Origin of the sequence: Kitasatospora sp. NPDC093558, assembly GCF_040683475.1 — a bacterium.
GTDB lineage: Bacteria > Actinomycetota > Actinomycetes > Streptomycetales > Streptomycetaceae > Kitasatospora.
The window spans coordinates 1-15989 of the sequence record NZ_JBFBDY010000126.1 but is presented as its reverse complement, the minus strand read 5'-3'; the positions used below and the strand labels follow the sequence as shown (position 1 = coordinate 15989).

The window sequence follows — 15989 nt, the reverse complement described above, 5'->3', positions numbered from 1 at the left end:
GTCCGGCGCCCCTTCGGCGTTGGTGCGGGTCGTCAGTGGACGGCCGTGGGACCGTCGGCTACTTCTTCTTGCCCTTGCCGTAGGGCAGGCCCGCGAGGGCGGCGATGATCACGAAGGCCGCGATCGGGATCAGCACGTACAGGCCGATGGTCGCGCCGACGCTCAGGCCGGCACCGGGGTCGTCGCCGTCGTCCCTGGTGAGGGCCATGGCGGGCGACGACAGCAGCATCATCAGCGTGACCGTTGCGGAGACCGCGCCGGCTCGCAAAGCGTTCCTCTTGTCCACGTTTTCCAACTTACCCGGGGCTTATGGGGTGGCGCGCGTCGGGGTGGGGCTGATGGGGCGAGGGGCCCTCCGGGCGGGGTGAGGGGACGGGGATGGGGATGGGGGCGGGCTTATGGGGTGGCGCGCGTCGGGGTGGGGCTGATGGGGCGAGGGTGGCCTGGGGGCGGGGTTGTGGGGGACAGGAGGTGGGCCAGGAAGGGGGCGGCGGGGGTGGTGGCGAGGGTTTCCAGGGTCACCGGGTTCCCGGCGCCGTCGGCGATCGGGAGGCGCCAGTTCGGGTACTGGTCCCACGTGCCGGGGAGGTTCTGCGGGCGCGGGTCGCCGACCAGGTCCGGCAGCCACACGCCCACCAGCCCGGCCCCCGTCGCGCCCAGGAAGCGGTACAGCACCGGCATCGACAGCGGCTCCCCCGGCGCCAGCAGCCCCAGCCGCGTCAGCGCCGTCCGCCACTCGGCGAGCTCCGTCGCCGCCTCCTCCTGCTCGTCCCCCAGCGGCCTGGCCAGCAGCCCCAGCCGGTGGCGGAGCTCGACGTGCTCGCCGGAGAGCCGGGCCGCCGTGCTGGGCAGGTCGTGGGTGGTGAGGGTGGCCAGGCAGCCCGGGCGCCAGCGGTCCGGGGCCAGGATGCCCCCGCCGGCCTCCCAGTCCCGTTCGAACCACAGCACGGACGTCCCGAGGATCCCGCGCCCGGCCAGCTCCTCCCGGACGCCCGGCTCCACCGTGCCGAGGTCCTCGCCGATCACCACCGTCCCGGCCCGGTGCGCCTCCAGCGCCAGCACGCCGAGCATCGCGTCGGCGTCGTAGCGGACGTACGCGCCCTCCGTCGGCGCGTGGCCCTCCGGCACCCACCACAGCCGGAACAGCCCCATCACGTGGTCGATCCGCACCGCCCCGGCGTGCCGGGCCGCGGCCCGCAGCAGTTCCGCGTACGGGGCGTAGCCGGCGGCGGCGAGGGCGTCGGGGCGCCAGGGCGGCAGGCCCCAGTCCTGGCCGTGCGCGTTGAAGGCGTCCGGCGGGGCGCCGACCGAGATGCCGCCGGCCAGCACGTCCTGGAGCGCCCAGGCGTCGGCGCCGTCGGGGTGGACGCCGACCGCGAGGTCGTGGATCAGGCCGACCGGCATGCCCGCGCCCTCGGCGGCCGTCCGGGCGGCGGCGAGCTGCTGGTCGACCTGCCAGGCGAGCCAGCGGTGGAACTCGATCCGGTCGGCGTGCTCCTTGCGGGCGCGTTCGATCCCCGGGCCGTCGGGGTGGCGCAGCCCCTTCGGCCAGGCGTGCCAGTCGGGGCCGTGCTCCTCGGCGATCGCGTTCCACAGCGCGTACCGCTCCAGCCATTCGCCCTCGCGGCGCAGGTAGGCCCGGTAGGCGGCGTCGCGGCCGGCGCCGCGCGGGACCTCGTGCAGCAGTTCCAGCGCCTCGCGCTTGAGCGCCCAGACGGCGTCCCGGTCGATCAGGCCGTCGTGCACCAGGACCTCGGCGCGCAGCCGGGCGGCCCGGCGGCCGAGTTCCTCGGCCTCGGCGCGCTGGTCGCCGACGAGGTACGCGTACTCGGGGACGGCCTCGACGCGCAGGTGGACGGGGTCGGCGAAGCGGCGGGAGGAGGGGCGGTAGGGGGACGGGTCGGAGGGTGCGCCGGGGAGGCCGGCGTGGAGGGGGTTGATCTGGACGAAGCCCGCGCCGAGGTCGGCGCCGGCCCAGTGGGCGAGGTCGGCGAGGTCGCCGAGGTCGCCCATGCCCCAGGAGCGTTCGGAGAGGAGGGAGTACAGCTGGGTGAGGAAACCCCAGCTGCGGGTGGGGAGTTCGGGGAGCCTGTCGGGGGCGACGACGAGGGCGGCGCGCGCGGTGGCGCTGCCGGTCTCGGCCTTGAGGACGTGCCGGCCGAGCGGCAGGTCGGCCGGGAGCCAGTGGGAGTGGCCGCGGGGCAGCTCCCACACGCCGCCGTCCTCCAGCTCGACGTGGAGGCGGGCGTCGGCGGGGACGTCGAGCGCGGTGCGGCGACCCTGGCGGACGACGACGCAGGGCGGCAGCAACCGGGCCTGCTGCTCGGCCCGGTGACGCTCCAGCGCCGCCCGCGCCTCCTCCGGCGTCCCCGCCTCGACCCCGAGCGCCCGCAGCACCGCCACCAGCGTCCGCGCACCGACCGGCACCCCGCCGGGCCCCGGGTCCTTCGGGTCCACCCCGTACGCCTGCGCCAGCGCCACCAGTTCGGGCGGCGGGGCCGGGGCGTCCTGCGTCGGCACCTTGAGCCCGTCGGCTCCGTCACGGTCGAGATAAGCGGCCACTCGCGGCTCCTGCGATGTCTCGGCAACGCCTGTTCGGGACGACCACAGTCCTACCCGCGTGACGGCCCGATGACGCTGCGCGACACGATGACCGCCGGTCGACCGGTCGTCAGGAAGCCGGGCGGGCCGGGGTGGTTCCGCTGGTGGGAGGGGTGACCGGGGCGCGGGGTGACGAAGTGATCAATTGGGCAAAGTGGACATACCTGACGGCGGCGTTGACACCGGGTTGGGTAGCTGGTGGGGTTGCGGCGATGTGGTCCAGGCCTGGCGAGGAGGCTCCTGTGCAAGCCCGAGTTTCCGTTGCGGCCGGACGTCGGCTGCGGCAGCAGTTGGAGCAGAGCTCCGCGCTGCGCGAGGTGCTCTACCACCCTGCCGCGCTGGCGGCCCGCCGGGCCACCGCGCGGACCTGCCGTCAGCTCGCGCCCAAGACCGCGGACCGGCTGATCGCCGACCTCAAGGGGACCGAGCCGCTGCTCGCGTCCGTCCGGGCCGAGCGGGCCGGCGGGGGCCGGGTGCCGGGGCGGCGGGCGCTGCAGATCGCGGCGGGGGTCGCCGCGGCGGCCGTGGTCGGCGGGCTGCTCGCGGGGCCGGTGCCGGTGGCGGCGGCGTACGCGGGGGCGCCGGTGCCGGACGTCGTGAGCACCGCGCCGCAGACGCCGCTGGGCAGCGTGACGAACCCGCAGGTCTTCCCGCGGCCGCAGGAGCAGACGGTGGCCGGGAAGCCGGTCGTGGTGCCGGCCGCGGTGACGCTGGTGACGGCCCCGAAGGCGGACCACGGCGCGGTGGACGCCGTCCACGAGGTGCTCGGGATCGCCGGGGCGACGGACGTCACCACCCGGTCCGACGTCGACGCCCCGCCGGCCGCGGGCTCGCTCGTGGTGTACGTCGGCGGCCCGGCCGAGGGCGCGGGCGGCCCGGTGGACCGGGCGCTGCGCGACCTGGCCGCCGCGGGCGGGACGAAGGACGGCGCCGCGCCGTCGCTGATCGGCCTGCCGATCGGCGGCTACGTGCTGGCGGCCGGTCAGCTGCCCGCGCAGGGCGGCGGGACGTACGGCGCGGTGGTGCTGGCCGGCGCGGACTCGGCGGGCACCTTCTACGCGGCGCAGAGCCTGCGCCAGCTGCTGGCGGCGGTGCCGGCCGGACAGGGGCAGAACCAGGCGCCGGGCGCCTCGGGGCTCGGCCTGCCGGGGATCACGCTGCGCGACTGGCCGTCCGGGGCGCCGGTGCGCGGCACCGCGGAGGCCTTCTACGGCACGCCGTGGACCGCGCAGCAGCGGCTGGACCAGGTGGAGTTCCTGGGCCGCTCCAAGCAGAACTTCTACCTCTACGCGCCCGGTGACGACCCGTACCGGCTGTCCCGCTGGCGCGACGCGTACCCGGCGGACAAGACCGCCGAGCTGCGCGAGCTGGGCGGCCGGGCGGCGGCCAACCACGTGACGCTCGGGTACGCCGTCGACCCCGGGCAGTCGTTCTGCTTCAGCTCGGGCAAGGACGTGGACGCGCTGGTGGCGAAGCTGGACGGGCTGCGCGCGCTCGGCTTCTCGGCGTTCCAGCTGCAGTTCCTGGACGTCAGCTACGACGAGTGGCACTGCTCCGACGACCGGTCGGCGTTCGGCACCGGACCGGCCGCGGCGGCCAAGGCGCAGGCCGCACTGGCCGCGAAGGTGCAGGACCGGCTGATCTCGAAGAACCCGGGTCTGGCGCCGCTGTCGGTCGTCCCGACCGAGTACCACCAGTCGGGTTCGACGCCGTACCGCAAGGCGCTCGCCGACGCGCTGCCGGCCGGCGTGCAGGTGGCGTGGAGCGGGGTCGGGGTGATCCCGGAGAAGATCACGGGCGCTCAGACCTCGGACACCGCGGGCATGTACGGGCACCCGCTGGTCACCATGGACAACTACCCGGTCAACGACGCCACCCCGGACCGGCTCTACCTCGGCGCCTACACCGGGCGCGACCCGGAGGTGGCGAGCCGGTCGGCGGTGATGCTCACCGGGGCGATGCAGCAGCCGGTGGCCTCCCGGATAGCCCTGTCGACGGCCGGCGACTTCGCGTGGAACCCGGCCGCGTACAAGCCGGACGAGTCCTGGCAGGCCGCGCTGCGCACGCTCGCCGGGCCGACCGGCGGCTCGGCCACCCCGGCCGGGACGGCGCTGGCGGCGGTCACCGCGCTGGCCGGCAACAGTTCGTCCTCGCCGCTGGCCAAGCAGGAGTCGGGCTACCTGACCCCGCTGCTGGACAAGTTCTGGTCGACCGCCGAGCCCACCTCGGGCGCGGCCCCCGACCTCGCCAAGCTGATAGAGGCGGCCGGGCCGCTGCGGGACGCGTTCGGCGCGATGGCCTCGGCCCGGGAGACGCTGGCCGGCACCCAGGCGACGTCCGCGCTGGCCGCCGAGGCCGGGCCCTGGCTGGCGCCGCTGCACGACTACGGGCTGGCCGGGCAGGCCGCGCTGGACATGCTGCTCGCGCAGCACGGCGGTGACGGCGCCGCCGCGTGGAAGGCCCGGGTGGAGCTGAACCGGCTCCGCGCGCAGCTGGCGCAGAGCCCGGCGACGATCGGCGCGGGCGTGCTCGGCCCGTTCCTGGAGCACGCGCTGCGGGCCGCCGACAACTGGGCGGGCGTGGTCAGCGGCGGCATCAGCCCGACGACGACGATGGGCTCCGCGCACGACCACCTGCCGGCCCTGATGACCGACGGCCAGGCCGACACCTTCTACTGGAGCTCCGCTCCCCCGCAGCCGGGCGACGCGGTCGGCGTGGACCTCGGCTCCGGGCGGCCGGTCAGCAGCGTGACCGTCCTGATGGGCGGCTGGGGCGACGGGCCGGACGCCCAGAGCGCGGTGGACGACTACATCCGCGACGGCGTCCTGGAGTACTCGACCGGCGAGGGCGGCTGGAAGCAGCTGGCCGTGGTGAAGAACCAGAAGACGGTCACCGCCCAGGTGCCCGCCGGCACCGTGGTGCGGGCGGTGCGGCTGCGCGCGACCGCCGCCCAGAAGACCGCGGTGGCGGTGCGCGAGTTCACCGTGACGGCGCCGGACGAGGCCCCGGCGAGCGTCTCCGGCGGCCCCGCCGCGCTGCCCGGCTCCTCGCCGGCCTCGGTGCTGGACGGCAACCCGGACACCGCCTACCGGGCGGCCAGCCCGCCGACCGCGCAGGACGAGCCGCTGACCGTCGAGCTGGGCTCGGCCCGGCCGGTGGACCGGCTCACCGTGCTGACCGACCCGGGGGTGAAGGCCACCGCGACCGTGTCGCTGCGGCGCCCGGACGGCACCTGGTTCGACATAGGGACGGTCAACCCGGGCTACAACGAGCTGCCGGCCGGCGGCCAGCCCGCCGACGCGTTCCGCCTGACCTGGAAGCCGGGCGGCGACCCGCCGGTCGTCAACCAGGTGATCCCCTGGTACGCGGACGCCCCCGCGGCCCGGCTCAACCTGGCCGACCCGTCCCTGGACGTGGTGACCGGCGCCGCCGCGCCCACCCAGACGCAGGCGACGGTCACGGCCGGCCGCCCCGAGGGCACCTCCGGCAGCCTGCAGGCCGACGTGCCCGCGGCGGCGAAGGGCCTGACCGTGGCGCCGGCGGCCGGGGTGACGGTGCCGCGCGGCGGGAAGGTCGGGGTGCCGCTGCTGGTGAGCGCCGCCGCCGGGACGCCGTCCGGGACGTACCAGGTGCCGGTGCAGTACGTGGCCGGCTCGACCGTCGTCAAGCAGGTGCTCCAGGTGCACGTGGTGCCGCCGACCGGCGGGGCGGACCTCGCACTCGGCGCGAAGGCCACCTCCTCGGGCGACGAGACGCCGAACTTCCCGGCCTCGAACGTCACCGACGGCGACCCGAAGACCCGCTGGTCCTCGCCCGCGCAGGACGACGCCTGGGTGCAGCTGGAGCTGCCGCAGGCCGTCCGCCTGGGCGCGGCGGTGCTGCACTGGCAGGCCGCGTACGCCGCGTCGTACAAGATCCAGACCTCGGCGGACGGGGTCACCTGGACGACCGCGGCGAGCGTGGACAACGGCAAGGGCGGCGACGAGACGGTGCGCTTCGACGCCGCGAACGCCAAGTTCGTGCGGATGCAGGGCGTGTCCCGGGCCACCAAGTACGGCTACTCGCTGTGGGGGATCGAGCTGTACGCCGTGACGCCGCCCGCGCAGCCGCAGCCCCCGGTGGCCCCGCCGGCGCAGCAGCCGGGCACGTCGGGCACCCCCGGCACTCCGGGCACTGCCGGCACCCCCGGCACCACGCCGGCGCAGCAGCAGCCGGGCCAGCCCGGCCAGCCGGGCCCGTCCCAGCAGCCGACGACCGCCCCGAAGCAGTAGTCGCCCCTGCGGCAGCCCGTACACACGGCGGGCCGCCGTGCTCCCCACTGTGGGGTGCGCGGCGGCCCATGAGGCGTACCGAGATGTGACGGGCAGGCCCTTGTGGAGCTCTGGTTCAGGCGGAGAGCGGTTCCGGCTGCTCGCCGCGGCGGACGGGGGCTGTGTGGGCGCCGTGCGCCCGGACGATCGGGACCGAGTGGTTGGGCTCGGTATGGTCGTGGTGCTCGTACTCGCCCCACTGCGGGGCGCGCAGCTGGTCACCGCCGCCGTACGGCTCCAGGTAGGGCCGCCAGCGGGGGTCCTTGATGCCGGTGCCGATGATCCGCCAGGCGAGGCCGGAGGGCGGCGCCGGCGGGCGCTTCATGCGCCAGCCGAGTTCGGTGAGGTGGCGGTCGGCCTTGGTGTGGTTGCAGCGGCGGCAGGCCGCCACGACGTTGTCCCACCGGTGCTGGCCGCCCCGGCTGCGCGGGATGACGTGGTCGACGCTGGTGGCGGCGGCCCCGCAGTAGACGCAGCGGCCGTGGTCGCGGGCGAACAGCGCCCGGCGGGTGAGCGGGACGGGCCCGCAGAACGGGACCCGGACGAACCGGGTCAGGCGGACGACGGACGGCGCCGGAAGGGCGCTGGTGGCGCTGTGCAGAGTGACTCCCGTGTCCTCCAGGCTGACCGCCTTGTGGTTGAGGACCAGGATGAGTGCGCGGCGCATCGATACGACGCCGAGTGGCTCGTAGGACGCGTTGAGGACCAGGACATGCGGCACGGATGCCTCCTTGGACGCCTGCGGCGCGTGGCTCGCGCCGGGACGAGCGGTTGGATCACCCAACGGGTGGGTGATCTCCCCCAGTGTCGCCTTACGCCTTCGTACGGCGCCACCACTCCTGTGTAACGGACCTGACGTGATCTCCGGGTGTGGTTTCGGTCATACCCGGTATGCCCGGCGGAAGGTCGGGTTGCACCAGGGCCCCCGGTAGGCGTCCCTCCGCTTCCCGGCGGGGGGACGGCTCGGCCGGTCGGAGCAGTGGCCGGGCCGTGTGCGAGCGGTGCCGGAGGGGTGCGTCGGCAGGGCGGAAACGGTGCCGGGACGGGTGCGCGCGGGAGCGCACCGGGGCGTTGACGGGGCGTCCGGGGCGGCCCGCGCGCCGTCCGGCCGGTCCGGTCGGGTGTTCGGTGCCCGCTAGGCTGGGGCGACGGCCCGCGGGTCGGGCTGGTGCCGGGGGCGTATCCGGCCACGCCACCAGCTGCGGCACGGGACCGGGTGATGCCCCCTGCAAGGAAGGTCCCGCACGTGTTCCGCTCCGGCGCCCTCGGCCTCGCCGACGCGTCCGCCCAGTCGACGACGCCGTCCCCCGGCCCGACCGCGCCCCAGGTACCGCAGCTCGACCTGCGGATCCCGACGAGCGCGCAGGAGGTCTCGGACACCACCAAGCAGGCGGCGAGCTGGTTCGACACCCACTGGCAGTCCTGGCTCGCCTCCGGGGTGCGGATCGTCTTCATCATCGTGCTGGCGCTCGTCCTGCGCGCCGTGGTGCGCAAGCTCATCACGCAGCTGATAACCAGGATGGCGCGCGCCCACGAGAGCCACGAGGAGCACGGCCGGATCGGCGGGCTGCTCGCGAACACCGGGGTCGTCAACCCGGAGCGCCGCCAGCAGCGCTCGGAGGCGATCGGCTCGGTGCTGCGCAGCGTCGCGTCGTTCAGCATCCTCGGCACGGCCGCGCTCATGGTGCTCTCCGCGCTGGGCGTGAACCTGGCGCCGCTGCTGGCGAGCGCCGGTGTGGCCGGTGTGGCGATCGGTTTCGGCGCCCGCAACCTCGTCACGGACTTCCTCTCCGGCGTCTTCATGATCATGGAGGACCAGTACGGCGTCGGCGACGAGATCGACACCGGGGTGGCGGCCGGCACGGTGCTGGAGGTAGGCCTGCGGGTGACCAAACTGCGCGGCGCGAACGGCGAGATCTGGTACATCCGCAACGGCGAGGTGAAGCGGATCGCCAACATGAGCCAGGGCTGGTCGACGGCCACCGTGGACGTCCAGGTCGGGTACAAGGAGGACCTGCTGCGGGCCGAGGACCTGATCCAGGAGACGGCCGAGGCGATGTCCAAGGAGGCTCCGTACGACGAGCTGATCTGGGAGCCGGTGTCGGTGCTCGGCGTGGAGTCGGTCGCGGCGGACTCCGTGGTGGTGCGGGTCGAGGCCAGGACGGCGCCGGGCAAGGCGGCGACGGTGGCCCGGGCGATGCGCCAGCGGCTGAAGACGGCGTTCGACCACGCCGGGATCAAGGTCAAGGAGGAGGCGGCGGCCACGGGCGTCGCGCTCGCCGCGACGCCGGACCCGTCCCCGCCGTCCTCGCTGGCCGACCCGACCTCGGCGCGGTACAAGGCGACGGAGCCGATACCGGCGCCGAAGCCGCCGATGGACGACCCGACGCTCGCCAAGCCGTAACGGCCCTGGTCAAAATCTTCTGACGCGACCCATCAGCCCCGCTCCCACCGACGTGGGGGCGGGGCTTCGTGCTGCCCGGTAACGCTTCGGCATCCAGGGGTCGGGGGGCCATTGACACTCCGGTGAGGGGGTCGTACGGTCCTTCCCAAGCGACTGGAAAGTTTCCTAACAGTTCGGGGAGAGGCCGTCGCCACCACTCCGGGGGTTGCCCCTGCTGCTCCCCCGACCTGCCGGAAGAGGAGGATTCTTCGCGTGACCAAGACCACGGCCAAGGCCCCCCTCGCCGGCACCCCCAGCCTGCTGCGCGCCATCAACGACCGCGCCGCCCTCGAACTGCTGCTGGAGAACGGACCGCTCTCCCGCACCCAGATCGGCACGCTGACCGGGCTCTCCAAGCCCACCGCCTCCCAGTTGCTGGCCCGCCTGGAGGCGGCCGGGCTGGTCCTGCCGGTCGGCACCACGGCGGGCGGGCCCGGGCCCAACGCGCAGCTGTACCAGGTGAATCCGGCCGCCGGGTACGTCGCCGGGGTGGACGTCACGGCCACCGGGATCCGGGTCGCCGTCGCCGACATCACCGGCAGCACGCTCGCCGAGCACGTCGTGCCGGTGAAGGGCGCCCCGGCCGCCGGGACCGTCCCCCGGGTCGCCGCGGCGGTCGCCGGCGCGGTCCGGGCGGCCGGGATCGACGGGAGCGCGCTGCACACCGTCGTGATCGGCGTCAGCGGCGCGCCCGACCCCGTCACCGGCAAGCTCCGCTACGCCTCCCACCTGGCCGGCTGGCACTCGCCCCGGCTCGTCGAGGAACTGACCGAGGAGATCGGCGCGCCGGTCTCGATCGAGAACGACGTGAACCTCGCCGCCGTCGCCGAGCAGGCCTCGGGCGCGGCGCGCGGCTCCGAGGACTTCGTCCTGCTGTGGGCCGGCGCGGGCATCGGCGCCGCGATCGTGATCGCCGGACGGCTGCACCGCGGCTTCACCGGCGGCGCCGGGGAGGTCGGCTACATGCCGGTGCCCGGCTCGCCGGTCGTGCGGGACGTGCGCCGCCGCAACTTCGGCGGGTTCCAGGACCTCGTCGGCGCGGCCGCCGTCCGGGCCCTGGCCCGCGAGCACGGGCTCGGCGCGCCCACCGCGGAGGAGACCATCGCCAAGGCGCTCGGGACCCCGGGCGCGGGCGACGAGTTCCTCGGCGAGCTGGCCGGGCGGATCGCCGTCGGGCTGGCCGTGATCGTCGCCGTCGTCGACCCCGAACTGGTGGTCCTCTCCGGCGGTGTGCCGAGCGCGGGCGGCGAACGGCTGCGCGCGCTCGTCCAGGAGGAACTCGCCCGGCTCTCGATCGCCCGTCCTGAGGTGCGCAGCAGCACCCTGTCCGGTTCGCCCGTCCTGCTCGGTGCGCTCCAGCGCGCCCTGGCGGCCGCCCGCGAGGCGGTCTTCTCCACCCACTGATCCCACCCACTGATCCACCCACTGACCCCTGCCCCCCGTGCCCCTCCCCGCACCCACCTCTCCCCAACCCCCGACCGCGGGCGACGAGGCAATGACGCCTGCCCGCGCACCCCCAGGAGGACCTCGAAGTGCACCCCACCACCTCCCGCAGAGGACGCCGCACGATCGCCGCCGTCACCGGCAGCGCCGTCCTCGCGCTGCTCGCCACCGCCTGCACCGGCACCAACGACGCCGGCGGCAGCGACGACTCGGCGAGCGGCAAGGACGTCACCATCACCTTCTGGCACGGCTGGAGCCAGGACAACGAGGTGAAGGCGATCAACGACAACATCGCCGCCTTCGAGAAGGCCCACCCGAACATCCACGTCAAGGCCGTGGGCAACATCGCGGACGACAAGGTCAACCAGGCCCTGCGGGCCGGCGGCGACGACGCCCCGGACGTGGTCTCCTCCTTCACCACCAACAACGTCGGCATGTTCTGTTCGACCAAGGCCTTCGTCGACCTCAACCCGCTGCTGAAGAAGAGCGGCGTCGACGCCGCCAAGACGTTCCCGGCGGCGATGCTCAACTACACGCAGTTCCAGGGCAACCAGTGCACCCTGCCGCTGCTCGGCGACGCCTACGGCCTGTACTACAACAAGAAGGCCTTCGCCGCGGCCGGCATCACCGCCCCGCCGAAGACCTTCAGCGAGTTCGCCGACGCCGCCGCCAAGCTCACCGTCCCGGACGGCGACGGCTTCAAGCAGCTCGGCTTCCTGCCGAACTACCACGGCTACGAGTCCACCACCGAGCACTTCCTCGGCCAGTACGGGCCGGCGTACTTCGGCGCCGACGGCAAGTCCTCCCTCGCGACCGACCCGAAGGTCGCCGCGATGCTCAAGTGGCAGAAGGACCTCGTCGACAAGCTCGGCGGCTTCGACAAGCTGGAGAAGTACCGCTCCACCTTCGGCGAGGAGTTCAGCGAGAAGAACCCCTTCCACACCGGCCAGGTCGCGATGGCCATCGACGGCGAGTGGCGCACCAACTCGCTCGCCGAGAGCAAGCCCGGCTTCGACTGGGCCACCGCCCCCTTCCCGGTGCCGGACGACCAGGCCGCCACCTACGGCCGCGGCTACCAGACCGGCACCGTCATCGGCATCGCCCGCAGCAGCAAGAAGCAGGCCGCCGCCTGGGAGCTCGTCAAGTACCTCACCACCGACACCGACGCGGTCGTCGGCTTCGCCAACGCGATCCACAACGTGCCGAGCACCTTCGACGCGCTCAACTCGCCCAAGCTCATCAGCGACCCGAACTTCAAGACCTTCCTGGACATCGCGAAGAACCCGAACTCCGGCACCACCCCGGCCAGCGCCAACGGCGGTGCCTACATCGTGTCGCTGCAGAACCTCGGCTACGCGTACGAGTCCGGCAAGCAGCCCGACCTCGCGGCCGGCCTCGCCGCCACCGCCAAGGAGATCGACGCCGCCATCGCCCAGGCGAAGTAGCGGTACGCGCACGGAAGTTCGGAGCACCCCATGGCACTCGCGTTCGGCACCCGCAAGGGCACCGGACCCACCGACCCGGCGGCGCACTCCACGCAGCACCTGCTGCGCCGGAAGCGCCGCCGGGAGGCGGCCCGCACCCTCGCCTTCCTCTCGCCCTGGCTGATCGGCTTCGGCGTCTTCTTCCTGTACCCGCTGCTGTCCACCGTCTACTTCTCCTTCATGAAGTACGACGGGTTCTCGGCCCCCACCTTCAACGGGCTGAAGAACTGGGACTACGTCTTCAACCAGTACCCCTTCTTCTGGCAGGGCCTCGGCAACACCCTCTGGCTCGTCGTCGTCATGGTGTCCCTGCGGGTGGTGTTCGGGCTCGGCATCGGGCTGCTCATCACGAAGATCAAGAGCGGCGTCGGCTTCTTCCGCACCGCCTTCTACCTGCCCTACCTGGCCCCGCCGGTGGCCGCGACCGTCTCCTTCGCGTTCCTGCTCAACCCCGGCACCGGCCCGGTCAACCACTTCCTCGGCGAGCTCGGGCTCCCGCAGCCCGGCTGGTTCGCCGACCCGAGCTGGTCCAAGCCCGCGCTCACCATGCTCGCCATGTGGGGCATCGGCGACCTGATGGTCATCTTCATGGCCGCCCTGCTCGACGTGCCCAAGGAGCAGTACGAGGCCGCCGAACTCGACGGCGCGGGGCCGCTCCAGCGCTTCCGCTACGTCACGCTGCCGAACATCTCGCCGATCATCACGTTCGCCGTGGTCACCGGCGTGATCCAGACCATGCAGTACTACACCCAGGCGATCGTCGCCGGGCGGGTCGCCAGCGGCATCGCGGGCAACTCCGGGCAGCAGTTCGAGCCCGGCTTCCCGCAGGGCTCCACCTGGACCCTGCCGCAGATGGTGTACAACCTCGGCTTCCAGCGCTTCGACACCGGCTCCGCCTGCGTCGTCGCCCTGGTCCTGTTCGCCATCGCGATGGCCGTCACCTCCCTCCTGCTGCGCCGCCGGTCCGGCTTCATGGCGAGCGAGGACTAGGGCGTGTCTTTCGGATCAGGTCGGAGGGCCGCGGCGTCAGAGTGCGTGCATCGCAAGGCGGAGGAGGGAGTCCATGCGGAGCATCGGCGACCGACGACAACGCAGCGAGGCGCGTGCTCTGGCGTCGCGGCACCCGGCCTGATCCGAAAGACACGCCCTAGGGCGTGTCCGACACGCCCCAGCGCAACCAGCGTTCCACTGAGGACCCTTCCATGACTCTCAGCACCCCCGTACCCGCCAAGCCCTCCTCCCCGTCGGGCAGTTCGGCCGCCCTGCGGGCCGCCCGGCGGCGGGCCGCGCTCAACTGGGTGGCCGTCCACGCGCTGGGCATCGCCGCCGCGCTGTTCTTCATCCTCCCGTTCGTCTTCGCCTTCCTGACCTCCGTCATGTCGGACAGCCAGGCGCTCACCACGAACTACTGGCCCACCTCCTGGCAGTGGGGCAACTACGCCGAGGTGTGGAAGGCGCCCGGGTTCCTCACCTGGTGGCGCAACACCCTCGTCTACGCCGGCGCCGGCACGCTGCTGACCGTCGTCTCCAGCCTCCCGGTCGCCTACGCGCTCGCCAAGTTCCGCTTCCGGGGCCGGAAGCTGGCGCTCATGGCGGTCATCTCGATGATGATGCTGCCGCCGCAGGTCACCATCATCCCGATGTACCTGTTCTGGGCGAAGCAGATGCACCTCACCGGCACGCTCTGGCCGCTGATCATCCCGATGGCCTTCGGCGACGCCTTCTCCATCTTCCTGCTGCGCCAGTTCCTCACCACCATCCCCAAGGAGTACATCGAGGCGGCCCGGATCGACGGCTGCGGCGACCTGCGCACCCTGCTGCGCGTCGTGCTGCCGATGGCCAAGCCCGCCATCGCCGCCGTCGCCCTGTTCCAGTTCTTCTACTGCTGGAACGACTACTTCGGCCCGCAGATCTACGCCAGCGAGAACCACGCCGCCTGGACCCTCTCCTACGGCCTGGAGTCCTTCAAGGGCGCGCACCACACCAACTGGAACCTCACCATGGCCGCCACCCTCCTCGTGATGGCGCCGGTGATCATCCTCTTCTTCTTCGCACAGAAGGCCTTCATCGAAGGCGTGACACTGACAGGGGTCAAGGGCTGATGTCCGCACTCAAGTTGGCAATCGTCGGCGGCGGTTCGACGTACACCCCGGAGCTGATCGACGGCTTCGCCCGGCTGCGGGACACCCTGCCGATCGGCGAGCTCGTCCTGATCGACCCGGCCGCCGAACGGCTGGAGCTGATCGGCGGGCTGGCACGGCGCATCTTCGCCAAGCAGGGCCACCCGGCGGTCGTGTCCCTCTCGACGGACGTCTCGGCCGGCGTCACCGCCGCCGACGCCGTCCTCCTCCAGCTGCGCGTCGGCGGACAGGCCGCCCGCAACGAGGACGAGACGTGGCCGCTGGAGTGCGGCTGCGTCGGCCAGGAGACCACCGGCGCCGGCGGGCTCGCCAAGGCGCTGCGCACCGTCCCCGTCGTGCTGGACATCGCCGAGACCGTCCGCCGGGCCAGCCCGGACGCCTGGATCGTCGACTTCACCAACCCGGTCGGCATCGTCACCCGCGCCCTCCAGGAGGCCGGACACAAGGCCGTCGGCCTGTGCAACGTCGCGATCGGCTTCCAGCGCAAGTTCGCGGCGCACCTCGGGGTGGCGCCGGAGCTCGTCCGGCTCGACCACGTCGGCCTCAACCACCTCACCTGGGAGCGCGGCGTCACCCTGCTCGACGCCCCCGGCGCGGCGGGCGGGCGCGAGGTGCTGCCCTCGCTGCTCCGGGACTTCGGCAAGGAGATCGCCGACGACCTGCACCTGCCGCAGGCCGTCGTGCAGCGGCTCGGCGTCGTCCCGTCCTACTACCTGCGGTACTACTACCAGCACGACGAGGTCGTCGAGGAGCTCAAGGCGCAGGGCTCGCGGGCCGCGCAGGTCGCCGAGATCGAGCGGCAGCTGCTGGAGATGTACGCCGACCCGGCCCTCGACACCAAGCCCGAGCTGCTCGGCAAGCGCGGCGGCGCGTTCTACTCCGAGGCCGCCGTCCAGCTCATCGCGGCTCTCCTCGGCACGGGTGGCGGGACGTCCGTGCAGGTCGTCAACACCCGCAACGACGGTGTGCTGCCGTTCCTGCCCGACGACGCCGTCATCGAAGTGCCGGCCGAGGTCGACGCCGCCGGCGTCCGGCCGCTGGCGCAGCGGGCCGTCGAGCCGCTGTACGCGGGGCTCATCGCGGCGGTGACGTCGTACGAGCACCTCGCCCTCGACGCCGCCCTGCGCGGCGGGCGCGACCGTGTGTACGACGCGCTGCTCGCCCACCCCCTGGTCGGCCAGTTCGACCTCGCCGACCGGCTGACAAACCGGCTGCTCGCCCACAACCGCGAGCACCTCGCCTGGGCCTGACGTCGGGGGGCGCGGGGCGTCGGGTCGGGCTGGCTTGTTTTGACGGCCCTGTCGTGACGGCCTGGCGGGCTTGTTGCGACGGCCCGGCGTCCGCGCCCCGGCGTCGACGTGGACGGCCCGGCCCGCGATATGAGGGTGTCGCGGGCCGGGCTCCGCGTGCGGACCGCCCACCCCCGGCCGGGGACAACCGGCCGGGCCCACCCGGCCGGGCACCCTCGGCCGGGCCACGTACGAGTCCCGGGGACCAGATGACCCACCAGCCCGAACCACTCCTGCCCGGCGTACTCGCCATCGACGCCGGCAACTCCAAGACCGAC

The 15989-nt window shown here is 73.6% G+C and carries 10 protein-coding genes; 7 read left to right on the top strand and 3 right to left on the bottom strand.

Going from position 1 to position 15989, the window contains the following annotated elements:
• Positions 1 to 58: 58 nt before the first annotated feature.
• Both AB0O00_RS15300 and malQ read right to left on the bottom strand, forming a co-directional pair.
• On the bottom strand, positions 59 to 286 hold the full coding sequence (locus AB0O00_RS15300) for a hypothetical protein (RefSeq protein ID WP_363651891.1): 228 nt from the start codon (positions 284 to 286) through the stop codon (positions 59 to 61).
• 110 nt (positions 287 to 396) lie between these two features.
• Positions 397 to 2457, bottom strand: a complete 2061-nt coding sequence (gene malQ / locus AB0O00_RS15295) for a 4-alpha-glucanotransferase (protein ID WP_363651893.1) — start codon at positions 2455 to 2457, stop codon at positions 397 to 399.
• A 386-nt stretch (positions 2458 to 2843) separates the two neighbouring features.
• On the opposite strand from malQ, the gene AB0O00_RS15290 reads away from it, so the two are divergent.
• On the top strand, positions 2844 to 6872 hold the full coding sequence (locus AB0O00_RS15290) for a beta-N-acetylglucosaminidase domain-containing protein (RefSeq protein WP_363651889.1): 4029 nt from the start codon (positions 2844 to 2846) through the stop codon (positions 6870 to 6872).
• 115 nt (positions 6873 to 6987) lie between these two features.
• On the opposite strand, the gene AB0O00_RS15285 is transcribed toward AB0O00_RS15290, so the two are convergent.
• Entirely contained in the window at positions 6988 to 7632 is a 645-nt protein-coding gene (locus AB0O00_RS15285) for an HNH endonuclease (RefSeq protein WP_363651887.1), read from the bottom strand.
• A 525-nt stretch (positions 7633 to 8157) separates the two neighbouring features.
• Between AB0O00_RS15285 and AB0O00_RS15280 the strand changes: the two genes are divergently transcribed.
• From AB0O00_RS15280 to AB0O00_RS15255, 6 genes are all read left to right on the top strand, one after another.
• Positions 8158 to 9315, top strand: coding sequence for a mechanosensitive ion channel family protein (locus tag AB0O00_RS15280; RefSeq protein ID WP_363651885.1), 1158 nt, complete (start codon positions 8158 to 8160; stop codon positions 9313 to 9315).
• Positions 9316 to 9567: 252 nt separating this feature from the next.
• Complete coding sequence (locus AB0O00_RS15275; RefSeq protein WP_363651883.1) at positions 9568 to 10758, top strand: ROK family transcriptional regulator; 1191 nt, start codon at positions 9568 to 9570, stop codon at positions 10756 to 10758.
• A gap of 128 nt (positions 10759 to 10886) precedes the next feature.
• A complete protein-coding gene (locus tag AB0O00_RS15270; protein WP_363651881.1) occupies positions 10887 to 12242 on the top strand; it encodes an ABC transporter substrate-binding protein in 1356 nt (451 codons plus the stop codon).
• A 30-nt stretch (positions 12243 to 12272) separates the two neighbouring features.
• Complete coding sequence (locus AB0O00_RS15265) at positions 12273 to 13271, top strand: sugar ABC transporter permease (protein ID WP_363651879.1); 999 nt, start codon at positions 12273 to 12275, stop codon at positions 13269 to 13271.
• A 212-nt stretch (positions 13272 to 13483) separates the two neighbouring features.
• Positions 13484 to 14383 carry a carbohydrate ABC transporter permease gene (locus AB0O00_RS15260; protein ID WP_363651877.1) on the top strand — a complete coding sequence of 300 codons (900 nt, stop codon included), beginning with the start codon at positions 13484 to 13486 and terminating at the stop codon, positions 14381 to 14383.
• Positions 14383 to 15672, top strand: a complete 1290-nt coding sequence (locus AB0O00_RS15255; RefSeq protein WP_363651875.1) for a 6-phospho-beta-glucosidase — start codon at positions 14383 to 14385, stop codon at positions 15670 to 15672. The genes AB0O00_RS15260 and AB0O00_RS15255 overlap by 1 nt, the downstream gene beginning before the upstream one ends.
• Positions 15673 to 15989: the final 317 nt, after the last annotated feature.